This window comes from Emticicia sp. CRIBPO (assembly GCF_009905725.1).
GTDB lineage: Bacteria > Bacteroidota > Bacteroidia > Cytophagales > Spirosomataceae > Leadbetterella.
Genome location: NZ_JAAAKV010000005.1, coordinates 281,838 through 303,229, shown reverse-complemented (window position 1 = coordinate 303,229; position 21,392 = coordinate 281,838). Strand labels below are relative to the sequence as shown.

At 44.4% G+C, this 21,392-nt stretch carries 12 protein-coding genes; 8 read left to right on the top strand and 4 right to left on the bottom strand.

Annotated elements, in window-relative coordinates:
- Position 1: 1 nt before the first annotated feature.
- Positions 2-1,081, bottom strand: coding sequence for a hypothetical protein (locus GVN16_RS12475; protein ID WP_166564226.1), 1,080 nt, complete (start codon positions 1,079-1,081; stop codon positions 2-4).
- A 298-nt stretch (positions 1,082-1,379) separates the two neighbouring features.
- On the opposite strand from GVN16_RS12475, the gene GVN16_RS12470 reads away from it, so the two are divergent.
- From GVN16_RS12470 to GVN16_RS12460, 3 genes are all read left to right on the top strand, one after another.
- Entirely contained in the window at positions 1,380-2,150 is a 771-nt protein-coding gene (locus tag GVN16_RS12470) for an alpha/beta fold hydrolase (RefSeq protein ID WP_166564225.1), read from the top strand.
- Positions 2,147-2,578, top strand: a complete 432-nt coding sequence (locus GVN16_RS12465; RefSeq protein ID WP_166564224.1) for a secondary thiamine-phosphate synthase enzyme YjbQ — start codon at positions 2,147-2,149, stop codon at positions 2,576-2,578. The genes GVN16_RS12470 and GVN16_RS12465 overlap by 4 nt, the downstream gene beginning before the upstream one ends.
- 184 nt (positions 2,579-2,762) lie before the next feature.
- Complete coding sequence (locus GVN16_RS12460; protein ID WP_166564223.1) at positions 2,763-4,019, top strand: ectonucleotide pyrophosphatase/phosphodiesterase; 1,257 nt, start codon at positions 2,763-2,765, stop codon at positions 4,017-4,019.
- Between the two features lie 103 nt (positions 4,020-4,122).
- Here GVN16_RS12460 and GVN16_RS12455 read toward each other — a convergent pair whose 3' ends face one another.
- From GVN16_RS12455 to GVN16_RS12445, 3 genes are all read right to left on the bottom strand, one after another.
- Complete coding sequence (locus GVN16_RS12455) at positions 4,123-5,298, bottom strand: PQQ-binding-like beta-propeller repeat protein (RefSeq protein WP_166564222.1); 1,176 nt, start codon at positions 5,296-5,298, stop codon at positions 4,123-4,125.
- 106 nt (positions 5,299-5,404) lie between these two features.
- Complete coding sequence (locus GVN16_RS12450; RefSeq protein ID WP_166564221.1) at positions 5,405-6,151, bottom strand: isoprenylcysteine carboxylmethyltransferase family protein; 747 nt, start codon at positions 6,149-6,151, stop codon at positions 5,405-5,407.
- An 82-nt stretch (positions 6,152-6,233) separates the two neighbouring features.
- Positions 6,234-6,878: a DUF4230 domain-containing protein gene (locus GVN16_RS12445; RefSeq protein WP_166564220.1), complete on the bottom strand. Its 645-nt coding sequence runs from the start codon at positions 6,876-6,878 to the stop codon at positions 6,234-6,236.
- A gap of 102 nt (positions 6,879-6,980) precedes the next feature.
- Here GVN16_RS12445 and miaA point away from each other — a divergent pair, with 102 nt between their 5' ends.
- From miaA to GVN16_RS12420, 5 genes are all read left to right on the top strand, one after another.
- Complete coding sequence (gene miaA / locus GVN16_RS12440; protein WP_166564219.1) at positions 6,981-7,886, top strand: tRNA (adenosine(37)-N6)-dimethylallyltransferase MiaA; 906 nt, start codon at positions 6,981-6,983, stop codon at positions 7,884-7,886.
- A 59-nt stretch (positions 7,887-7,945) separates the two neighbouring features.
- Positions 7,946-8,632 (top strand): (d)CMP kinase, encoded by a 687-nt coding sequence (cmk, locus tag GVN16_RS12435; RefSeq protein ID WP_166564371.1) that lies wholly within the window; start codon positions 7,946-7,948, stop codon positions 8,630-8,632.
- Positions 8,629-9,684, top strand: a complete 1,056-nt coding sequence (locus GVN16_RS12430; protein ID WP_166564218.1) for an FAD-binding oxidoreductase — start codon at positions 8,629-8,631, stop codon at positions 9,682-9,684. Before cmk ends, GVN16_RS12430 begins: the two co-directional genes overlap by 4 nt.
- Before the next feature lie 30 nt (positions 9,685-9,714).
- A complete protein-coding gene (locus tag GVN16_RS12425) occupies positions 9,715-12,012 on the top strand; it encodes a hypothetical protein (protein WP_166564217.1) in 2,298 nt (765 codons plus the stop codon).
- 638 nt (positions 12,013-12,650) lie between these two features.
- Positions 12,651-21,257, top strand: coding sequence for an SdrD B-like domain-containing protein (locus tag GVN16_RS12420; protein WP_166564216.1), 8,607 nt, complete (start codon positions 12,651-12,653; stop codon positions 21,255-21,257).
- Positions 21,258-21,392: the final 135 nt, after the last annotated feature.

Genomic DNA, 21,392 nt, shown 5'->3' with positions numbered 1-21,392 from the left:
ATTATTCTAATATCTTTTTAATCTGTGCCGGGTTAAGGTTGGCCTTGTAGCCTCTTGCCAGCAGGAATTCACTTTGGAAAACGTGAATCAGCGAATCTCTTTTTGCTTTATACTTTTCCAACCTGGCTTCGGTTTTGTTCAGATCAGGTATGATCTTCCATTTTTCAACCCTGAGCTGATCTATCTGGTCATGAAGTGATTTGATTTGTGAATCCCAGTATTCCACTTTTGAATTCTGATCGTTTTTGGTATTCCTGTTGGAAAGCCATTTTGAAATGTCGGCTTTCAGTACGGTGATATTGCCCAGAAGGATCTTTCCTGAAAAAAGGAAAAGGAAGAATATAAAACCGAAAAGTGCCAGGGATTTAAGCAAAGGCTGGCTTTCATAAACCTGGACAAATACAAAGAATGAGGCTGCCAGCGGAATTCCGAATTCTTCCAGGGCACTTTTCCAGGTCATGCCTGAATCTTTGGAATGGAATACAGAGGTAGGATTATATAAGTTGAACATCCCGGCAAGAAAAACGCCCACGGATATCCATTGATAATTTTCCGGGAATCCGACCTGGATATTACGCGATATCAGGAAGTAATTTCCGATACACATACCCAGTGAAAGTACCAGACCGGCAACCGTTCTGGCCAGGTTGTGGTCAACCATGGCTTTGTTTTCCAGCTGGTCCATTTTTCCCTTGAATTCTTCGATCTTGGTCTGATTCTGCTCAATCGACAGATTCAGCTCGCTGATTCTCTCATAAAGCTGTTCTTTGTTTTTTTCGAGCTCGGCGGTCTGGTGGATAAAAAACGAATTGATAATATTGATTTTCTCATCAGGATTGGCGTTGGACAAACCAAAAATAACGCCTTCGTCTTTGAGTGCGTCTTCGTTTGACAACCAGTAAGGTAATGATTCTTCCTGCTCGTCGCTTATCTGGCTTCCGAATTTGAAATTTTCAACCGCTGTTTCAATCATTTCTTCGGCTTTGCTTTCTACGGCCTGGGCAACCTCCACGGGTGGAAGGGTCTCTTCGTTCTTATCTTTTGAGGAAAAAAAAGACCGGACTCTTTGAAAAATGTTCATTATGAAAAGAATTTTTAAGTTCAGTGATTTTTAAGCACCGCCAAAGGGCCTGGTTTGATGCTCATTTATTCGTCTTACGAGTTTTAACACAAAAATCTGTAAAATAGTATGTTACTCCCAAAATAAATGTGACAGACGGTAAGGCCGGAACTGAATCCGTCAAGGCATTCTGTCATTATATATTGAGACATTTCATCACTGATCTGTTCAAAATCGTGTTCCCCGGTTAAAAAATAAGGTCAAAATCACACTTCCAGGATTTAGCTTCGTAAATTTGGGTTCACAAAACCATTTCGGCATGGATCTTTTTTTCAGAAAAACAGGGGAGGGCAAACCTTTGGTTATATTACACGGGGTTTTCGGCTCTTCAGACAATTTGTTTACGGTAAGTAAAAACATCGCAGAAAAAGGTTTTGAAGTTTATACCCTTGACGCCCGCAATCACGGTCAGTCGCCCAGAGACGAAGCCTTTAATTATGATGTGATGGCTGAAGACCTTCACAACTTTCTTGAGACCAACCACATTGTCAATCCCATTATCCTGGGACACTCGATGGGAGGCAAAACCGTTATGCAATATGCCATGAAGTACGATAATTTTGAGAAACTGATCGTTGTGGATATTGCTCCCAGATTTTACCCGACTCACCACAATCACATTTTGAATGGCCTGGCCGCCATCAATACCGATACCCTGAGTAACAGGAAAGAAGCCGAAGATATTTTTTCCGAGTATGTCTCTGATTTTGGGGAAAAGCAGTTTATTCTCAAGAACCTTTACCGCAACGACCAGAATAAATTTGACTGGCGGATCAACATTCCTGTCATTTCCAAAGAAATTTACCAGGTTGGGGCGGAGATTGATCTGGAAAGGAAAATCACCAAGCCGGTATTGTTTATCAGGGGTGGTGACTCCAGCTATATTACAGACGAAGACATTGCCGAAATAAAAAGCACTTTTGTGAACGCCCGCGTACTCACCATCGAAGGGGCCAACCATTGGGTTCACGCCACCAAACCGGCAGAATTTGTGAGTGCGGTTGTTGAATTCGGACTTGAACAATCATGACCAGCGTTTTTCAGAGAGAAATCACGTTGCGGCCCTATCCGAGGGGTTTTCACCTGATCACAAACCAGGTGAAAGAAGCTTTACCTGAAATCCAGAAAATAAAGGCCGGAATCCTGCAGGTGTTTATCAAACATACTTCTGCCGGCTTGACTATCAACGAAAACTTCGACCCGACGGTAAGAGGTGACTTTGAAAGGCATTTTAATGTGATGGTCCCAGAAAACGCCCGGTATTATCAGCATAACGACGAAGGCCCGGATGACATGCCAGCCCATATCAAAGCCTCGCTATTGGGTGCTTCAGTTCAAATCCCGGTTACCAACGGCCGGCTTAACCTCGGCACCTGGCAGGGCATTTATCTCTGCGAACACCGCAATCATGACAGCGGCAGAAGTCTGGTGCTGACAGCCTGGGGAGAAACGATCTGACTGAATTCCAGCATCTTCCGTGGTTTTATAACTTACTTCTGCATTTTATCTTAAGAGATTGTTATTTTATCTACTATTTGGGTTGGTCCTTTTGTAATTATGATGATCGAAAAGTAAATTACGGCCTCAAAAATGTGAAAAGTCGCACCTTCTGACTTCTTCCTTACTTTAACAAACTAAAAAAATGACTAAAAGGACCTTATTATTCCTTATTCTTGTGCTTGGATTTTTCAGGATTTCAGCCCAGGATCTCACCCAGCAGATTACGCCCGGCCGTGTCAACAGCCCGGAACAGCAAAAGAAACCTTATGTCATTTTGATTTCTGCGGATGGTTTCAGATACGACTTTGCTGATAAATATGAAGCTAAAAACCTTCAGGGCTTTAAACAGAAAGGGGCGTCTGCTCCATATATGTTGCCTTCTTATCCTTCCCTTACTTTTCCAAACCATTACTCTATCGTAACAGGAATGTACCCCGGACATCACGGTCTGGTCGACAATTCATTTCATGATAAATCTAGAGCAGAAGGGTACGGAATGGGAAATAAAAAAGCCGTGGCGGATGGCACCTGGTATGGCGGAACGCCACTTTGGGTACTGGCCGAACAACAGAAAATGATCAGTGCGAGTTTTTACTGGGTCGCGTCTGAAAGTGACATCCAGGGCATAAAACCTACTTATTTTTATAATTACAATGAAAAAATCGGGATGGATACCCGTATTCAGACGGTCAAAGAATGGTTGCAACTGCCGGAAGAAAAGCGTCCTCACCTGATCACCTTCTATTTCCCGGAAGTAGATCACGAAGCCCACTATTCAGGACCGGACTCTAAGAAAACAGGAGAATCTGTCAAACTGGTAGATGAGAGCATCGCGAAACTTGTAGCCACCGTGGATTCGTTAGGCCTCCCTGTCAACTTTGTTTTTGTGTCTGATCATGGAATGGTTTTGTCTGATAATAAATATCCGATTTTATTACCGGAAGCTGTTGATACCGCCAAATTTATCGTTCCTTACGGCAGTTCGCAGCTTCATTTGTATGCTAAAAACAAACAGGACATCAAACCGACCTATAAAGCTTTAAAGAAAGAAGCGAAGTTTTATGATGTTTATCTGAAAAAGAACATCCCCAAACAGTGGCACTACGGCAAAAAGGATGACAAGTTTAACCGTGTAGGCGATATTCTGCTCGTAGCCCATTACCCTAAAACATTCGGTCTGAACGGACGCGGAGGAACACCGGGAAAACATGGATACGACCCTGTAAACAAGGAAATGCACGCCAGTTTTGCCGCCTGGGGGCCGGCCATCAAAGAAAATTACAAGATCGCAGGATTTGAAAACGTGAATATTTACCCCCTGATCACCAAAATACTCGGCCTTGAATACCATCACAAAATTGACGGAAATCCAAAGGTCTTAAACGAGATCCTGAAATAATACATTACCCTGAAACCGGGCTATTTTAGTCCGGTTTCAGGGTAAATCGCCAACAAAGCCCTCCCATTATCCTTTTTCCATCCTCCGTTTCTCCTTTCCCCCATTACAGCCTCAATCCATATACATACCCGTCGGTACTGCTGAAATAGATCATATTCTTATTGATGACGACCGAAGATAAGATGGCTCCCATGTCCATGATCTTTTTCTCTGCCTTCAGATAGTCATTACCGTACATCTCAAAATCCGGACGGAACTTGTCATTGGCGTCATAAACAAGGTGATAGTTTTTCCTGCTGCCCTCCGTCTGAAAAGTGCTTAATACTTCTCCTGTTTTCTGATCTGCTGTGTACAACTTCCCGTTGAAACAGCCGAAATACACTTTCCCGTTTAAAATGGCAGAAGAACCGTAAACCCGCATATTCAATGGTATTCTCCACTTTATTTCACCGTTATAGGCATCCAAAGCATAAAAAGCATGCGTGTCGGAAGTACCGAAGTAGATCTGTTTGTCTTTGACTTCCGGAGTGGCTATCACCCAGCTGCCTCTTTCTTTCATGTTCCATTTGCCGGTCCCTTTTCTGGGATCAAACGCATAAATGTTATAATCACGGCTGCCGAAATACACGATACTGTCCGCCACAACGACCGCTTTCTGAATTTCTCCTTTCGGGAAATAGGCATCCCCTATCGTGTCGAATTTCCAGGCCAGTTTACCCGTTTTTTCGTTGATGACATACAGAAACCCATCATAACTCCCGATGTAAACTTTCTCGTCAAAAAGTACCGGGGAGGCATGAACTACATCCCCTGTTTTAAATTTCCACAGCAGTTTCCCGGTGTTCTTTTCGAGAGCATACAGAAACCCGTCACCACTTCCGAAATATAAGGTCTGACCACCGATAGCGGGTGAGGAAAGATAATAATCCCAGGCGTCGTAGATTTTTTCACCGAGCGTTTTAAACTTCCACTTCAGTTGCCTTGATTTTGCATCAACCGCATACAAAAAACCATCCCTGCTGTTGGCAAACACGGTATTCTGATCCAAAACAGGGTCACTACCCAAAGCCCCTCCCGCTTTAAATTTCCATACCGATGCCCCGGTCTCTGCGTTCAGATGATACAAAAGACCATCTTCTCCGCTGACAAAAGCAGACTGTCCTGATACTAAAGGAGTGGTGTGAATCATGCCCTCTGTTTTAAATTTCCAGCTTAATTCCCGGGCAAAGGACAGGTTAAAAATGAACAAGGTAATTAAAAGTAATTGAGCTTTTTTCATAAGAGTTGAATTGTTAAAAGGTAAAGATTTCAAAATTATGGATTTAAACTTCATAAAAAAAGGAGAGACGAATCTCTCCTTTAATCTATATATGTATAAGCTGATCTTATCTTCCTTCTTCGTCGAAAAGTCTCGTGTATTTTTTGATTACTTTCAGCACCAGGTAAATACCCGAACTGATGGCTGCACCCCAAAACCAGAAAGTGGTTTCGAATTTAACAGTACCTGTCACGGCAAACTGGGCAACCAACTCAAAGATATAAAACAGGATAAATAAAGCGGCAACTCCGTTTTTTTCCTTTTTAAGGACCTTTTTTATCGAAAACGGGTATTTGGGTTTGGTCGGCACTTTTAACGCCGGGACAAAAGCGGGTGTTTTAGCGGCCCAGTCTAAGTACAGATTACCGAATTTCCTGCGTAAAAAAGCCTCCTCAGCAAACATGATCCTTTCGTAGTAAACCCAGTATAACAAGGTAAAAGCCACAAGAAACCAGAAATCAGCAGACAACATGGCCACTCCGAGCCACATCAGGAAATTACCTACATATAAGGGATGTCTTACGACTGAATAGATCCCGGTCTGGTTCAGTTCATCAGCCAGCTGACCTTCCGAGGTGTTTCTTCCGGAAGTGTTTTTAGGAGTAAAGCCTACCGTAAATATCCTTACAAAAAGACCTGCCAGTCCAACGGCCAGGCAAATCAGCCAGTACTCAAAACCGACGTTAGCATAATCTCCGTGTACGATACGCCAGTAAAAAACTGCCAGTCCGCCAAACAAGAATACCAAAGGGAGGTAACTTCTGAGTTTAAACAGGAGATTCCCCTGATCTTCTAATTCTTCAATAAGAGCCATTAATTTATTTTTATATGAACTGCAAAGTTAAGTAAGGTCTGTGAAATAAAAAATCTTTGGCTCTAAAGAGGCAACATATCTGCTAATCCTCAGCCTGTTTTATCTCCGGAGGCTCCGGCAAGGCGGGAGGTTCGGGTAATAACCTGAGGGTATTTTTCATGTCGATTTCCCAGTTCATGGAAGCTGCCAGCTGATTCATCATGAGCCCGATCTGCTTGTTGGCTATGTTGGGCAGGTCACTTTCAAAAGCTTTTTCCTGCATGAGTTTTTTTGCTTCATTCAGGATAGAGGTATAATCTTCATTGTTAAACTTATGCAGAAACCCCTGGTTGATGTCGTAAAATTTATAGTCCGTGTCAATGGCTATGATTTGTGCCGGAGGAAACTCTTCGATGATCAGCTTCCTGGTTCCTTCTTCCTTTCTGAATTTCATCGCCCCGAAATCAAAACCTACGGCTACTTTGGCTTTGGCTATTACCAGGGCTTTTTTGTTGGATTTAAACAGCCCGAAGAAATCCTTTTTGCTGTTATGATCATAAATTTCTGTAAAATAGCCTTCGGCCAGAACCACCTTAAATACTTTCTCGATCCGCTCCAGCAGGATATTGGACTCAACCCTCAGTTCTTCCTTGTTGTCTTTCAGTTTTTTACCATACATCCAGTTAAAAACCTGCCAGGCGGCAATGCCTCCTAAAACCAGTGCCAGAAAGAAAAGTAGGAATTCCATATCAAATAGTGTTTTGTGCTTTTCAAAAGTAAGTAACAAAATGTTATTTTTAGTAATTTTGACCTCAAATTACCAAATCAAACCATACCGGTTTTTATATTGATGCACAAAAAATATCTGATTCTGATTGTAGGGCCAACGGCTGTGGGAAAGACAGATCTTTGTGTAAATCTCGCGAGAAAACTCAGAACGGAGATCATTTCCTGTGATTCGAGACAGTTTTACAAGGAACTCAGCATCGGTACCGCCAAACCTTCCGCCTCAGAGATGGGCGGGGTCAGGCATCATTTTATTGATTCACATCATATTACTGAATATTACAGTGCCGGTGATTTTGAAAGGGATGTTAATGTTTTCCTGGAAGGATATTTCAAAGAAAACGCCGCCGTTATCATGACCGGAGGCTCCGGCCTATTTGTCAAAGCCATCACCCACGGACTGGACCAGATGCCGGAGGCTCCGCTTGAAATCAGGAACCGGCTGATGGAGGCTCTCAAAAAAGAGGGCCTTGAGCCCCTTCAGAAACAATTGTCTGAACTGGACCCTGAATATTACAGTGCTATGGATACCATGAACTCCCAAAGGGTGGTCAGGGCTCTGGAAGTATGTTTGCACACCGGGAAACCATTCTCCGGTTTCCTGAAAAACAGCAAAACGGAAAGAGATTACGAGATCATCAAAATAGCCCTGGAGCGGCCTCGTGAAGAATTATATGCCCGGATCAATGCCCGAATGGATAAAATGCTGGAGGACGGACTGCTGGAAGAAGTAAAATCGCTGGAGGATTTTAAAAGTCACAATGCCCTTCAAACGGTAGGTTATAAGGAAGTCTTCTGCTTTTTTGACGGGGAGTATTCTTATGAAGAAATGGTGGAGCTTTTGAAACGAAATTCCAGGAGATATGCCAAAAGACAAATGACCTGGTTTAAAAATCAGGATGTTTTTGAGTGGTTCAACCCCGGAAATTTGAAGGAAATTGAGATTTTTCTATCTGAAAAAATGAAATAGTTCAGACCCGTTTTGTCTTGTTAAATTTTTAAGCCTTTCTTTGTGAAAACTTATTCATGATGTCAAAAATTATCATTGCCATAGACGGATATTCCTCTTGTGGAAAAAGTACTACGGCCAAAAACGTGGCGTCCAAGCTCGGATATGCATACATTGATACCGGTGCGATGTACCGTGCTGTCACTTTGTTTTTTATTCAGAATCACGTTTCAGTAACAAATCCCAAAGAGGTTCATACCGCATTAGGACAGCTCTCTATAGAATTCAGGAAAAGTGAAGAAGGCCGCAATGAAACCTTTCTTAACGGCCTTTGTGTAGAAGATGAAATCAGGAAATTATATGTTGCGGACAGGGTAAGTGAGGTCAGTGCCATTGCCGAAGTCAGACACGCCATGGTGGATCAGCAAAGAAAAATGGGTAAAAAAAGAGGTCTGGTGATGGATGGCCGTGACATCGGAACCGTCGTTTTTCCTGATGCCGAACTTAAAGTGTTTATGACAGCCGAGCCTTTGATCAGGGCTCAGCGACGCCAGATAGAACTGATGGAAAAAGGCGACATGATGGACATTGAAGATATCCTCCTTAATATTCAGAAACGCGACCATATTGATACGACCAGGGCAGAAAGCCCTTTGAGAAGAGCCCAGGATGCTATTCTGATAGACACTTCCTATATGACACTGGACGAACAGGTCGATCAGCTTTGCCTGTTGGCTGACGTGGCCATTTCTTCAAAAGCAAGATGATTTATGACTATCTGATCATCGGACAAGGCCTTGCAGGGTCACTACTCGCCTACGAGCTGACCGAAAACCAGCAGTCTGTTCTGATCATCAATGATATCCATACGCCCTCCTCTTCGATGGTGGCAGGCGGGATGTATAACCCGGTTACGGGCAAATACCTGGCTAAAACCTGGCTTGCAGAAGAAATATTCCCGGTCATGATGGAATTTTACAGTGACATTGAAAAGCGTTTTTCATGTGAGCTTATTCACGCCACTCAGATTTTCAGGCCTTACTCCAATGAGCAGCATAAAACCAATTTCCTGAATGCCATTGAAAAATTCGGCTTACACGACTACGTTACTCACCAGGAACAAAATCCTGAGTATGAAAAAAGTATCCGAAACCCTTTCGGCGGATTAATCACTCACAATTCCGGCTGGATTGATGTACCCGAACTTATACGGGTGCTCCGTCAGCATTTTGAAGAACAGCAGCTCATCAGGGACTTCCCTTTTGATCACAATCTTCTTGAAATTTCCGACGAATTAATTACTTATGAAGGTATTCAGGCCCGGAACATCATTTTCTGTGAAGGTTTTCATGTCAAAAACAACCCGCTTTTCAACTGGTTACCTTTTAATCCTGTCAAGGGAGAAACCCTTCTGGCCAGAATTCCGGACTATCATATTCCCGAGATCGTCAATCAGGGCAAATGGATACTTCCGGTAAAAGATTCCCTGTTCAGGATCGGGGCTACTTACAACTGGCACCACCTGAATTTTGAACCGACGGAAGACGGCCGGGAATACCTCCTCAGCCAGGTCGGTAAGTTTCTGAAAAGTGAGTTTGAGATCATAGATCAGCAGGCCGGAGTGCGGCCGGCCACCACAGACCGCAGGCCGATCATGGGTCCGCATCCCCGTTTTCCGAACGTCCACATTTTTAACGGCTTAGGTACGAAGGGGGTTTCGCTTGCTCCTTATTTCGCAAAAAACATGACGGATTTCCTGACCGTTAAAAAAGAAATACATCCCGAAACAACCATAGAACGGTTTTATGCGTTATATTAGAACGACAAATCATATTTATGTCTTCTGACTATGAAAAGAAGTTTGCTTTTTTTATGTAATATTCTGGTGATTTCTGCCTCTGTTTACGGCCAGAAGTACTTTGGGGCTACGCAGGAGGAGTTCGGAAAAAACCGCATACAACTGAAGCGTTTCGAATGGAAAACCATAAAGAGTAATAATTTTGAATTCAATTATTACAGAGGCGGCGAACTACTTTCACAAATGGCCGCTAAAACTTCTGAGACTGAATATGAAAAAATAACTGAAACACTCGGTTATACGCCCTTCACAACGATGAAAATCTTCATCTACAATTCTCCGAAAGACATTGAACAAAGTAATATAGGACTTACCTCTCCAAGTGAACTGGATGGCGGAACCGTCAACCTGGCCAAGGCGAGGATACAGATTGCGTTTGCAGGAAATGACAGCCTTTTCAAAAAACAACTGATCAAGGAAATCACCAGCCTGTTTGTCTACGACATGTTGTACGGGGGCAGTTTAAAAGAAGTTCTTCAAAGCTCCCTGTTGCTTACGGTGCCAGAGTGGTATATGTCAGGTATTTCGTCTTACATCGCAGAAGGCAGTAATTCCCAGATGTTTGACACTTTCAAAACGACCATTCAAAAAGCTTCCAATAAAAAGCTCTCGCACCTTCAGGGCGAGGAAGCGGCCATCGTCGGCCAGTCTATCTGGAATTACATTGCCGTTAAATATGGCCGTGACAATATTTCGAATATCCTGAATCTGACTAGGATCATCAGAAACGAACAATCGAGCATTACCAGTACTCTTGGTATTTCCTACAATAGATTTATCCGGGAGTGGAAAGCTTTTTACCTGGAAAACCAGACGGAAGTTACCAACGAAGAGCCCGCTAAGACGGAATTGCCTAAAACAAAACCGGTGGCGGAACAGGAAGTCAGCAAGCTCAGTAACCTGAAGCCGGGTGAGATCGATACTGATTTTTATGAGTTTGATCCGAAAAACGTGGTACTGGTTAAAGAAAACAAAGACCTCATCAACTCTTCCAGTAATTTGCAGAATAGCCTGAACACCAAGTTAAAACGCCCTTCTGAAGAATTTAAACTGAGTGCTCCGAAAGCTTACCAGAATTTATTGATCTCAAACGACAACAAGTTTGATATTCATAATGACCCCGTCAGGCGGTTCGGTGTGTCTTCCAAACTGGTGCTGAATGATTTACTTGAAAACCATATCATTACTTTCTATGGTTTTGTTACACCAAGTACCCCTTTCTTTAAAAACCATGATCTTTATGTAGAATATGGCAATTATGAAAAAAAGGTGGATTGGAAAGTTAAATTCGAAAGGAGATCTACCAATTTCGAGAGGGTTGATGACCAGAACAGCTATCTTTTCAGACCTTTAAAAATATTAATTCCGGATCAGAATAATCTGGCCATTTCAAGGAGGACCCTCTATCAGAGAATATCGGGAACGATCGTTTATCCGTTTAGCAAGTTTCTGAAACTGGAAGGCGTACCTTCTGCTTTTATGACTTCTGACATCGACTACATCGATTTGCCAAGATCCAATCTGAATGCTTTTTACGGCGGATTGCAGGCCAACATTATATTTGACAATGCCGTCACTGTTTCAAGAAATATAGAAAAAGGAACGAGGGGAAAGCTGAGTCTTGAAAAAAACATCTCTTTCACTGACAAAAACCAGAATTTTAACAGAATCAACCTGGATCTGAGACAATATCAGAAACTGGTAAATGGTATTTACTTTGCCGGAAGGTTTAATTATGGCAGGTCTTTGGGCAATTCTCCCAAATACACTTTCCTCGGCGGCGTGGAAAACTGGTTGATAGACCGCCGGATCCATAAAATAAACGGAAGCAATACCGGCGTGCCTACGAATATCAGTGAGATCAATTTTTACAATTTTGCGGGTAATCTCAGGGGCTTTGATTTTGCCAAACTATACGGCACCAATCATTTGCTGGTAAATCTTGAACTCAGGTTCTCGCTGTCCAGTTATTTCCCGAGAAGTTCAATCTCCTCTTCATTCCTGAGAAACCTTCAGCTGGTGGCATTCAATGATATCGGGACGGCCTGGAACGGAAATCAGGGGCCGCTGAGCAGGCAAAACAGCCTGAATACAGAAATTATCGGCGGAGCAGGCAATCCGTTTTACGTTGAAGTTACCAACTTTAAAAACCCGTTCCTGATCGGTTACGGCGTTGGTGCCAGAACCACCATTCTCGGATTCCTGGTTAAAGTAGACTATGCCTATGGCCTTGAAAACAAGGAAGTCGGCAAGCCTAAACTTTACGTTTCGGTAGGAAACGACTTCTGATCTGCACATTTATTTACCTCATTTACAGAAGCTTCTGAGACATCCTCAGAGGCTTTGTTTTTTTATGCCCCCTTCATTTTATCAAAACTGGCACAGTTTTAGAGGTATACAGTTCTCAAGGTTGTTTCAGGTATGCCATGTTAATAACTGAGCTGTTCACTTTACCGGATTGATTTAATAGTGCATTTACAGATAAGTTAATCGTATGTCAACGTCAAAATATCCGGTGAAAAAACAGAAACAAGAATTGGCATAGTTTTAGCGATGTTTTTGGGTAATCTGTTTTATTAACATTAAAGGATAAACAAAAAGAGAAATTCTGTGACCCGTTGAGGAAGCAGACTCTCCCGAAAGAAAAGCCTTTTTTGTTTTATTTAGGTTTCAACAAACTTAAAATGTGTCGGCCAGTTACACTAAAGTAAATTCTAATTATGTCTTGAAATAAACGAGTGCTTTTCAAAGAAATTTTAATTCCTAAGTCTATGAACCTGCTTTCCATTTATTTAAAAAAACAACGGCTTTTAAAAGATGCTTTCCACACGCGGAAAAGTATCTCCAACCACGCTGCTTATCATCTTCCGTATCTCAAAATGGCTTTTATTACAGCTGTTTCGGTAGTTTTTCTTTCATTTCAATCAATGGCAGCACAGGTTGATCTTTCCTTAAAACAACATGTGGATAAGGCTGCACCGCAGTTAAATGAAAACATAAAGTTCACGGTATATATCAAAAATAACGGTCCCGCTACCGCTACTAATATTGTTGTGGAAGACAAAGTGCCTATTAACGGTATTAATACGATAAGTTCTTCTATCAACGGCGGAACATGGGCTTACGACGCTCCCTCAGGGACGGGCACCTGGACCATTCCCTCGCTTGCCAGCGGGGATTCTCTCCGCCTGGAAATATCAGGGACCGTGACCCAGCGGGGTGTCTTCTTTAATGTTGCGGAAGTAAAAAGCAGTCCGGACACAGACCCCGACTCGAGTCCGGGAAACCATTCTGTGACTGAAGATGATATGACAACGGCCTGTTTTTCAGTGCCGTTATTGTGGTTTGCAGGAGACCAGTACACTGTGGCTGTTCCGGCCATTTACGGCGACAGCCTGGACGTAACCTGGTATTACAATGGCGTGGAAATTACCGCATTGACAACACAGGCCACTGTAAATCCGAACCAGTCTCTTACCATCAAAGCTCCGGGAAGTTTTACATTTACGACCTCTCAAACTACCTGCGGCCCCACTGGCTGTTGTCCGGTGATTGTGACGCAGGGACAGGCGTTTGACCTGGCCTTACAAAAAACCTCCTACGCCACTTATGTCATGCCAGACTCAAGTGTCAGGTTTGATATTAATGTCTATAACCAGGGAGAAATAACAGCTACTTCCATTCAGATCGCTGACTATATTCCTGCCGGCTTAATATTAAACGATAGCAACTGGGAAGAGTTAACACCGGGCATTGCTACCCTTAAAGTACCTGTAGACACCCTTAAAGCGGGCCATACCATTCAGAAAAGAATTACATTCAAAGCAAGCCCTTCAGCCACCGGAACTTTGATGAACGTAGCTGAGATCAGCTCGGCCAGGGATGGTCAGGGAAACATCGTGGAAGATATAGATTCCACCCCGGACAGCAACCCTTCTAATGACGGTGTAGCCAAAAACGATGTTATCACAGAAAATCGCAAGAGAAACCCTTCAGACGATGAAGATGATTCTGATTTCTGTAACGTAACCGTCAGCCCTGCCCCGGTATTTGACCTGGCCATGAGAAAAATTCTGTTGACAGAAGGTCCTCTGTTCCCGGGATCAAAAGTAACTTTTGAATTCTATGTGATCAACCAGGGCACGCTGAATGCCACTTCGATAAAACTGGTCGATTATATTCCTGCAGGTCTGATCCTTGAAGATACAAGCTGGACCCAGTCAGGCAATTTGGTTACTCTGAACAATCCTTCGTTACACATAGTTGCCGGCCGGATTACCTGTCCTAAAATTACCTTCAGAATAGACCCGGCGTTTACCGGCTCGCAGATTATCAATAAAGGGGAAATCAGTCAAGCCAAAGGCCCGCTGGGAGAAGACGTGATTGACATCGATTCATCTCCGGACTCTGATCCTAACAACGACCTCGTTGCTATTGACGATGAAGTTCTTCAGAACGGCAAATCCGGCGGGGATGAAGACGACGCAGACTTTACCACGATCTTTGTTAATCAATATACGAGGATCGGAGACCTTGTCTGGAACGACAAAAATTATAATGGTATTCAGGACCCGCTTGAACCGGGTATCCCTGGCGTAACCGTACGCCTGGAAGCCATAAGCGGCGATACCTTGCTTACAACAGTTACCAATGCCAGTGGTATCTATCATTTCGATAGCCTTATGACTGGTAATTACATAGTCGCATTCCAGAAACCTGCCGGTTATTTAGGCAGTCCTAAAAGTGTCGGCGATCCGGCTAAAGACAGTGACGTAGACCCTGTAACCGGAAAATCCGGCTCTATTGCCCTGGTTTCAGGTGTAAGTAATCTCAACATAGACGCAGGTATTTATCTTCTTCCATGTGACGAAATTACTTCTGTAACTGCTCTCAACAATCAATTATGTGTGGGTGACTCCACTTACATCAAGGCCGTAAGCTCCCTGGGTGGAAGAATCAGCTATTACCTTGTTCCTAACGGAGGCAGCCCCGTCTTTACAGGAGCCAGCGGCGAAAATAAACTTGTTTTCCCGACTACCTCAACAGTATATTACGCAGTATCTGACAGCGTGAATTTCGGATGTACCAATGCCCGGGTTCCTTTGGCAGTAACGGTAAACGCCCGGCCTTCCAATCCAAGCTCAATTAATGTCATTGAGATATGTACCGGCACGAAAACCAACCTTAATTCCCACATCATCAATGGTATTACAACGCCCGGAGGAACATTTGAATGGCACACAGGCCCCAAATCCAACTCTCCGTTAGTAAGCAATGTTACCTCTGCAGGGCCAGGCTCCTATTATCTTTTCGAAAAATCAGGTGCGGGATGTTACAGCAACCCGACCATGGTTAAAGTGATGGAAAAAGCCTGTACTCAGATCATAGACCTGAGCTTGCTGAAAACAGCCGATAAAAGGATAGCAGCATTGAACGATACCATTACCTACACTATCCTGCTGAGCAATGCCGGTCCTGACTCTGCGACCAACATTGTGGTAGAAGATGTTCTGCCCGCAGGACTGTTATTTGTTTCGAGCCCTGAGTTTATCAATACGAGCGGAAGACTTACTTTAAATCTTCCTAAACTACTGGCAGGACAAAGCAAAACCTTTACTTATAAAACCAAAGTCACAAGAACAGGTACGATCATCAATATTGCCGAAGTAAAAAGTGTAGATCAGTTTGACAGCGACTCAACTCCGGGCAATGGGAGTACTATTAACGAGGACGACGACGACGATGAAATTATCCAGGTCAATTCGACCGTGCAATCTGCCGACCTGAGTCTGAAGAAAATTGTCAGCAACAATACACCGAATGTCAATAGTAATGTAACTTACTTTATTTCTGTAAAAAACAGCGGGCCTGATAGAGCAACCAACGTACAGGTAAAAGACATTCTTCCTGCCGGACTCCAGCTGGTTTCGACCACCGGAGCAGACCTGATCACCAGCAGCCTTAACACTGTAACTGCTCAGTTTGACACGATCCTGGTCAATGAAGAAGTTGAATTTACCATCGTCGCCAAAGTCTTGAATACTGGTGTTATCACGAATCGTGCGGAAGTAATGACTTCAGATCAGCCTGATCCTGATTCAACTCCGGGCACCGGTGCTGACGAGGATGACGACGATACCAGCACGATCAACCCGATACAGCCTTGTAACCCTACAACGCCGATCATTGCTACTTTAAATTCTTATATCTGTCTCGGAGAAAGTACCACCCTGACCGCTATCGGCTGTAACGGCACCATCACCTGGTCAACCGGTCAAACCGGGAACAGCATCAGTGTAAGTCCTTTAACTAATACGACCTACACAGCAAAATGTACTGTTGGAACCTGTATCAGCCCGAATTCAAACAGCGTCAACATAGTAGTGAATACCATTACTCCTCCGCTGATTTCTGCTTCGGCCACCAGTGTATGTGCAGGAACAGCCGTTACCCTGACTGCGACCGGATGTACCGGAACCGTGAGATGGTCTAACAATGTTTTGGGAGCCTCTATACAAGTGGTAATCACTCAGAATACAACATTCACAGCTGTTTGTACAGTAAATACCTGTGTGAGCATCGCCTCGGCCCCGGTTTCTATTACTACGACACCATCCGTTTCTGCTCCGGTAATTACAGCTAACAAAACCGGCATTTGTGTGGGCGATTCAGTTACGTTATCAGCTACCAACTGCACCTCGGTCATCACCTGGTCAACCGGTCAGACAGGAAGCTCGATTACTGTAAAACCTGTAGTAAATACCAATTATACCGCCACCTGCGGATCAGGAACCTGTGTAAGTCCAAACTCCAATACCATTACCATAAATGTAGGCTCGGGACAGGGCACGCCGAACATTGTAGCCTCGGTTAACGCCACCTGCGGAGGCCAGGCAGTAACACTGACGGCTGAAAACTGTACCTCGGGCATCAGTTGGAGTACAGGCCAGACGACCGCCTCAATCACGGTCACGCCTAACGCAACAACGACTTATACCCTGACTTGCGGTAGCGGAGCATGTACTAAAACAGCTACAAAAACCATTACTGTGGGAGGTCTGGGTCAAACCCCGGTTATCCAGATCAGCAATGCATCGATATGCAGAGGGGCAAGTACCACCCTTACAGCCAGCAATTGTACAGGAAGCATTACCTGGAGCAATGGCGGCACCGGCAACAGCATTACCGTCAGTCCTGATTCAACAAGATCTTATACCGCCACCTGCTCAACAGGAGTCAGCTGCCAGGGATATGCTACAGCCACCATTACTGTGACACCAAAACCTCAGGCACCTATTGTTACTGCAGGAAAAGATACCGTTTGTGTAAAAGAAAGTGTGACACTGACAGCCAGCAATTGCACCGGCACAGTGACCTGGTCTAACGGTGCCGCCGGAACTACTACCGTGGTGAATCCTGAAACCAATACTACATACACGGCTACTTGTACAGTAAGCGGCTGTTCAAGCGTCAACTCACTGCCTGTTTCTATCATAACCAGGGGCATAGCACCGGTTATCGTAGCTTCAAAAGAATCTATATGTGATACTTCGTCTGTAACCCTGACCGTGAGCAATTGCACAGGTGCACTGTTATGGAGTACAGGAGTATCAACAGCCAGCATCAAAGTAAAACCTTCGGTTACGACTACTTATACAGCGACCTGCTCGGTAAGTGGTTGTGTGGGCACTGCCAGTAAACAAATCAAGGTTGGCTCTGCCACTCCTCCGGTAGTAACAGCCACGCTCGTAAATGCTTGTCCTGCTCTGAGTGTTAACCTGGTAACAGCCGTAACAAGCCCGGTATCTGCAGGTGGTAAATTCCTTTACAGAACAGGAAATTCTCCAACCTCCCCTGCCGTTCTGAACCCGGCTGTGGTAACCGCCTCAGGAGCATATTATGTGTTTGATTCTACCGCAAGCGGTTGTATCAGCACCGGGGCAAGAATCAATGTAACGATTTCGAATTGTGGCACTCCTCCGAATTGTGTGACCAGCCCTGCGACAGCATTTGCAGGTGTTGATTCCACTGTCTGTCTGACAGGAGTAAATACATTTGCTCTTAACGGAGTCACTGGCGGTGCTGCCACTTCCGGAACCTGGACAACCAGCAACGGAACCGGAACATTTGACAGCAACACCAAACTGAACGCCAAATACAAATACAGTTCTCAGGACATCACCCGTGGTAACGTGGTGTTCATTCTGACTACCAATGACCCTGACGGAACAGGTACTTGCGTAGCTGCAAGAGACACTATGAAGCTGACGATCAACGGTATTGCTCAGAAACCAACCATTACACTTAGTAAACCGGCGGCACTTTGTTTCGGTGATTCACTGAACCTGACTGCCTCTGATGCTCCGGGTCTTAAATACCTGTGGAGCACCGGCGATACCACTAAAACCATCAAGGTGAAAGTAGCGGGTAATTATTGGGTTAAACTGAGAAACAATACCAGCTGTACTTCAGTGAATTCTGATACAACAGCCATCACGGTTAAACCTTCTATTGTTGCACCGACGGTTACACCGCTGGCCAGCAATGTTTGTCCTGTCAACAAAGTAGACTTGTCTACCAAAATTCTCAGCCTGCCGTCTACCCCGGGTGGGATCTTTGAATTCCACACCGGTATCAGCCCGGCTTCCCCGCTGGTGGCTAATCCGACTGCTGTGGGAGCAGGAAGCTACATCATTTTTGAGAAGAGCACTGCGGGCTGCTACAGCCAGCCGGCATTGGTTAATGTATCAATAACACCGTGTGCGGGCGAACTCTGTATCGCCACCTCTCTTAAAGCAGATACGATAAGACAAGTTAATGGCAGCTATAATATCAGATTCAGGAGCCTTGTACAAAACTGCGGAAGCGACACCCTGAGAAGCGTGAACCTTACCCATGTGCTGGATACTGTCTTTGTGACACCATCTGTATTTACTTTTGTTCAGAAACCTGTGGTTAACGCGGGAAGTAAGCTGGTTGCCAACAACAACTTCAACGGAAACAGCAACACAGGCTTGCTTAATCCTGCGACAAGTAAACTGGATCCGGGTAAAACCGATACCGTTACCTATATCATTAACCTGATTCCGAACGGAGAGACCGGACCATTCTATACCAATACCAAAGCCGTAGGAAAAGTATCCGTTGCCGATTCGGTCTCAGATATTTCGAACGACGGCCTGGTGATTGTCAAAGCCAGTTCAGACCCTACCATTATCAGGTTGAAAAACACCGCCAGCATAGGTCTGGCCAAAGCGATCGTCGATACGGTTAAAAACAATGACGGAAGTTATGATGTCAAATACCAGCTGATTGTTAAAAACAACGGCCTGGTCAATCTTGACAGCGTCGTGGTCTACGATTCGCTGGCTAAAGCCTTCAAAGCCCCTGCCACCTACACCATGGTCGGCAAGCCTATTGTGAATACGGCCAGCCAACTTGTCTCCAATAATCTTTTTGACGGAGCCGCCAGCTTTGTTATCGCCAAAGGACCTCTGGCTATAGGAAAAGCAGACACGATCTGGTTTACTGTCAAAGTACGGCCTGATACTGTGACCAGGTTTGAAAACCAGGCTCTGGCTAAATCAACAGGCAGCAAAACAGCTCAGGAATTGTCAAATGACGGCACCAACCCGGATGCTCCCGGCAATGCCCCTACTGTATTGCTTATTGATGATTCAGTGCTGAATCCGGGAGCTTGTATCGGCCTGGCCCTTTATGTGGCAGATACAACCAAACAGATCAACGGAGTGGTGGTTTCCTACAACGTGACCTATCATGCCATTGTCAAAAACTGCGGAACGATTCCTCTGAAAAACATATCCATCTGTGATACACTGGCCAATACCTTTGGTAACCTGTCTGTTGCGGTGGTTGGTCAGCCTTCATTGGGCATAGGAAGCACCCTGACTATCGATCCGTCGTTCTCAGGCAAAAATAACAATTACTGTCTGCTTAATCCTGCCTTGAGCACACTGGCTCCGGGCAAGACAGATACACTGAAATGGACCATCAATGTTATCCTTAACGGTAACAACGGTCCGTTCCTCAATAATGTGACCGCATTTGCCGATACTCCTGAAAATGACGAAATATTTGATGTGTCGAATGATGGCACCAACCCTGATCCTGATGGTTCAGATCCAACCATTCTTAACTTCAATGATCTGCCTAAACAGCTGATTGGTATCGCCAAAAAACTTTACAGCGGTGTTCCGGTAGACAACAAACCCAAATCGTTTGACCTCGTGTTCAAATTCAGGGTGAAAAACTATGGGGTGGTTGATTTTGACAAAGTGCAGGTTCAGGATAACCTGGCCGCTACTTTCGGTGACAATGTCATCATTGACAGTGTAAAAGTGTTTGATGTCACCAATGGTTTTGTAGCCAACCCGCTTTACACCGGAAAAGGTGACCTCATTAATCTGCTGAACGATAGCCTGGGACCAAAACTTGCCTCTAAAGCTGAGTTTACTTTCAGTCTGTTTGCCAGGGTAGATTTGACATTTGCCGACACCTCCAAGTTCGACAACTGGGGCTTTGCCATCGGATACTATCCTGACAGCTCAACAGACGATTTGTCGACTGATGGTGATAATCCTGATAAAGACCTGAACGGTACACCTTCGAATGATTCGGACCCTACAGTCATTGATTTCGGAGATGTGGTGAACCCGCCGGTGCTTACTCCGCTGGGAATAGCCAAGGCTGTGAGTGATACGGTTAAAAACTCTGACGGAAGCTATGCCTTGACCTATACCGTTATTGTCAAGAACTACGGAACAAGCAGGCTGGACAGTGTTCAGCTCGTCGATTCGCTGAACATTGTTTTTGAAAACCAAACGATTTTCGCACTGATTGATTCTGTTACCCTGAATCCGGGAAGCCAGCTGGTTCTTAATCCTTATTTTGCCAATAAAGATTCTATGGATTTCAGGTTGCTCATCGCCGACAGCAGTTCACTGGCCGCCGGAGCGTCTGATACCCTGACATTCAGGATCAAGGTAAGAAACAATGCCACAGAGAGCCAGACTTACTTCAATACTGTAGTAGGAACCGCCCTTGACAGCACTGTTCTTGTCAGTGATATTTCGCACAGTGGTTTTGATCCGGATGAAAACGGCAACAACAACCCTGGAGACGACAATACCCCTACGGAAATCACGCTTGAGCCTGCGGGAGCAGATACTTCAACGGTACTCCTGTTTATCTCTGAAGGTTTGACGCCGAACAATGACGGTCTCAACGAAAAACTGATCATCAAAGACCTGAATGTGCCGAACGGACTGACGGCTTCAGACAGTATTTCGGTAATCATCTATAACCGCTGGGGTCAGATGGTGTTCAAATCCGAGAACTACAAACTTGATTATCCGGATGATGACAACGGATGGGATGGCGTTGTAAATCAGGGTATTAAAATCGGCAGAAAAGACGCCGTTCCTGATGGCACATACTACTACGTTATGCAGAGCCCGAACGTCAGGGTATTTGGAGGAAAACGTTATGTGAACTTTATTACGATTGCCCGGTAACTCCGGATCAGGATGAATTATTGTAAAATTCTGAAGGAAAATTAATTAAATATTGCATTTTAAAAAACTTATACTAATTTTGCTAAGCTATTGAGCGTCAATACCTTGGGCAAATCAGGAAAAATAAAAAAACCA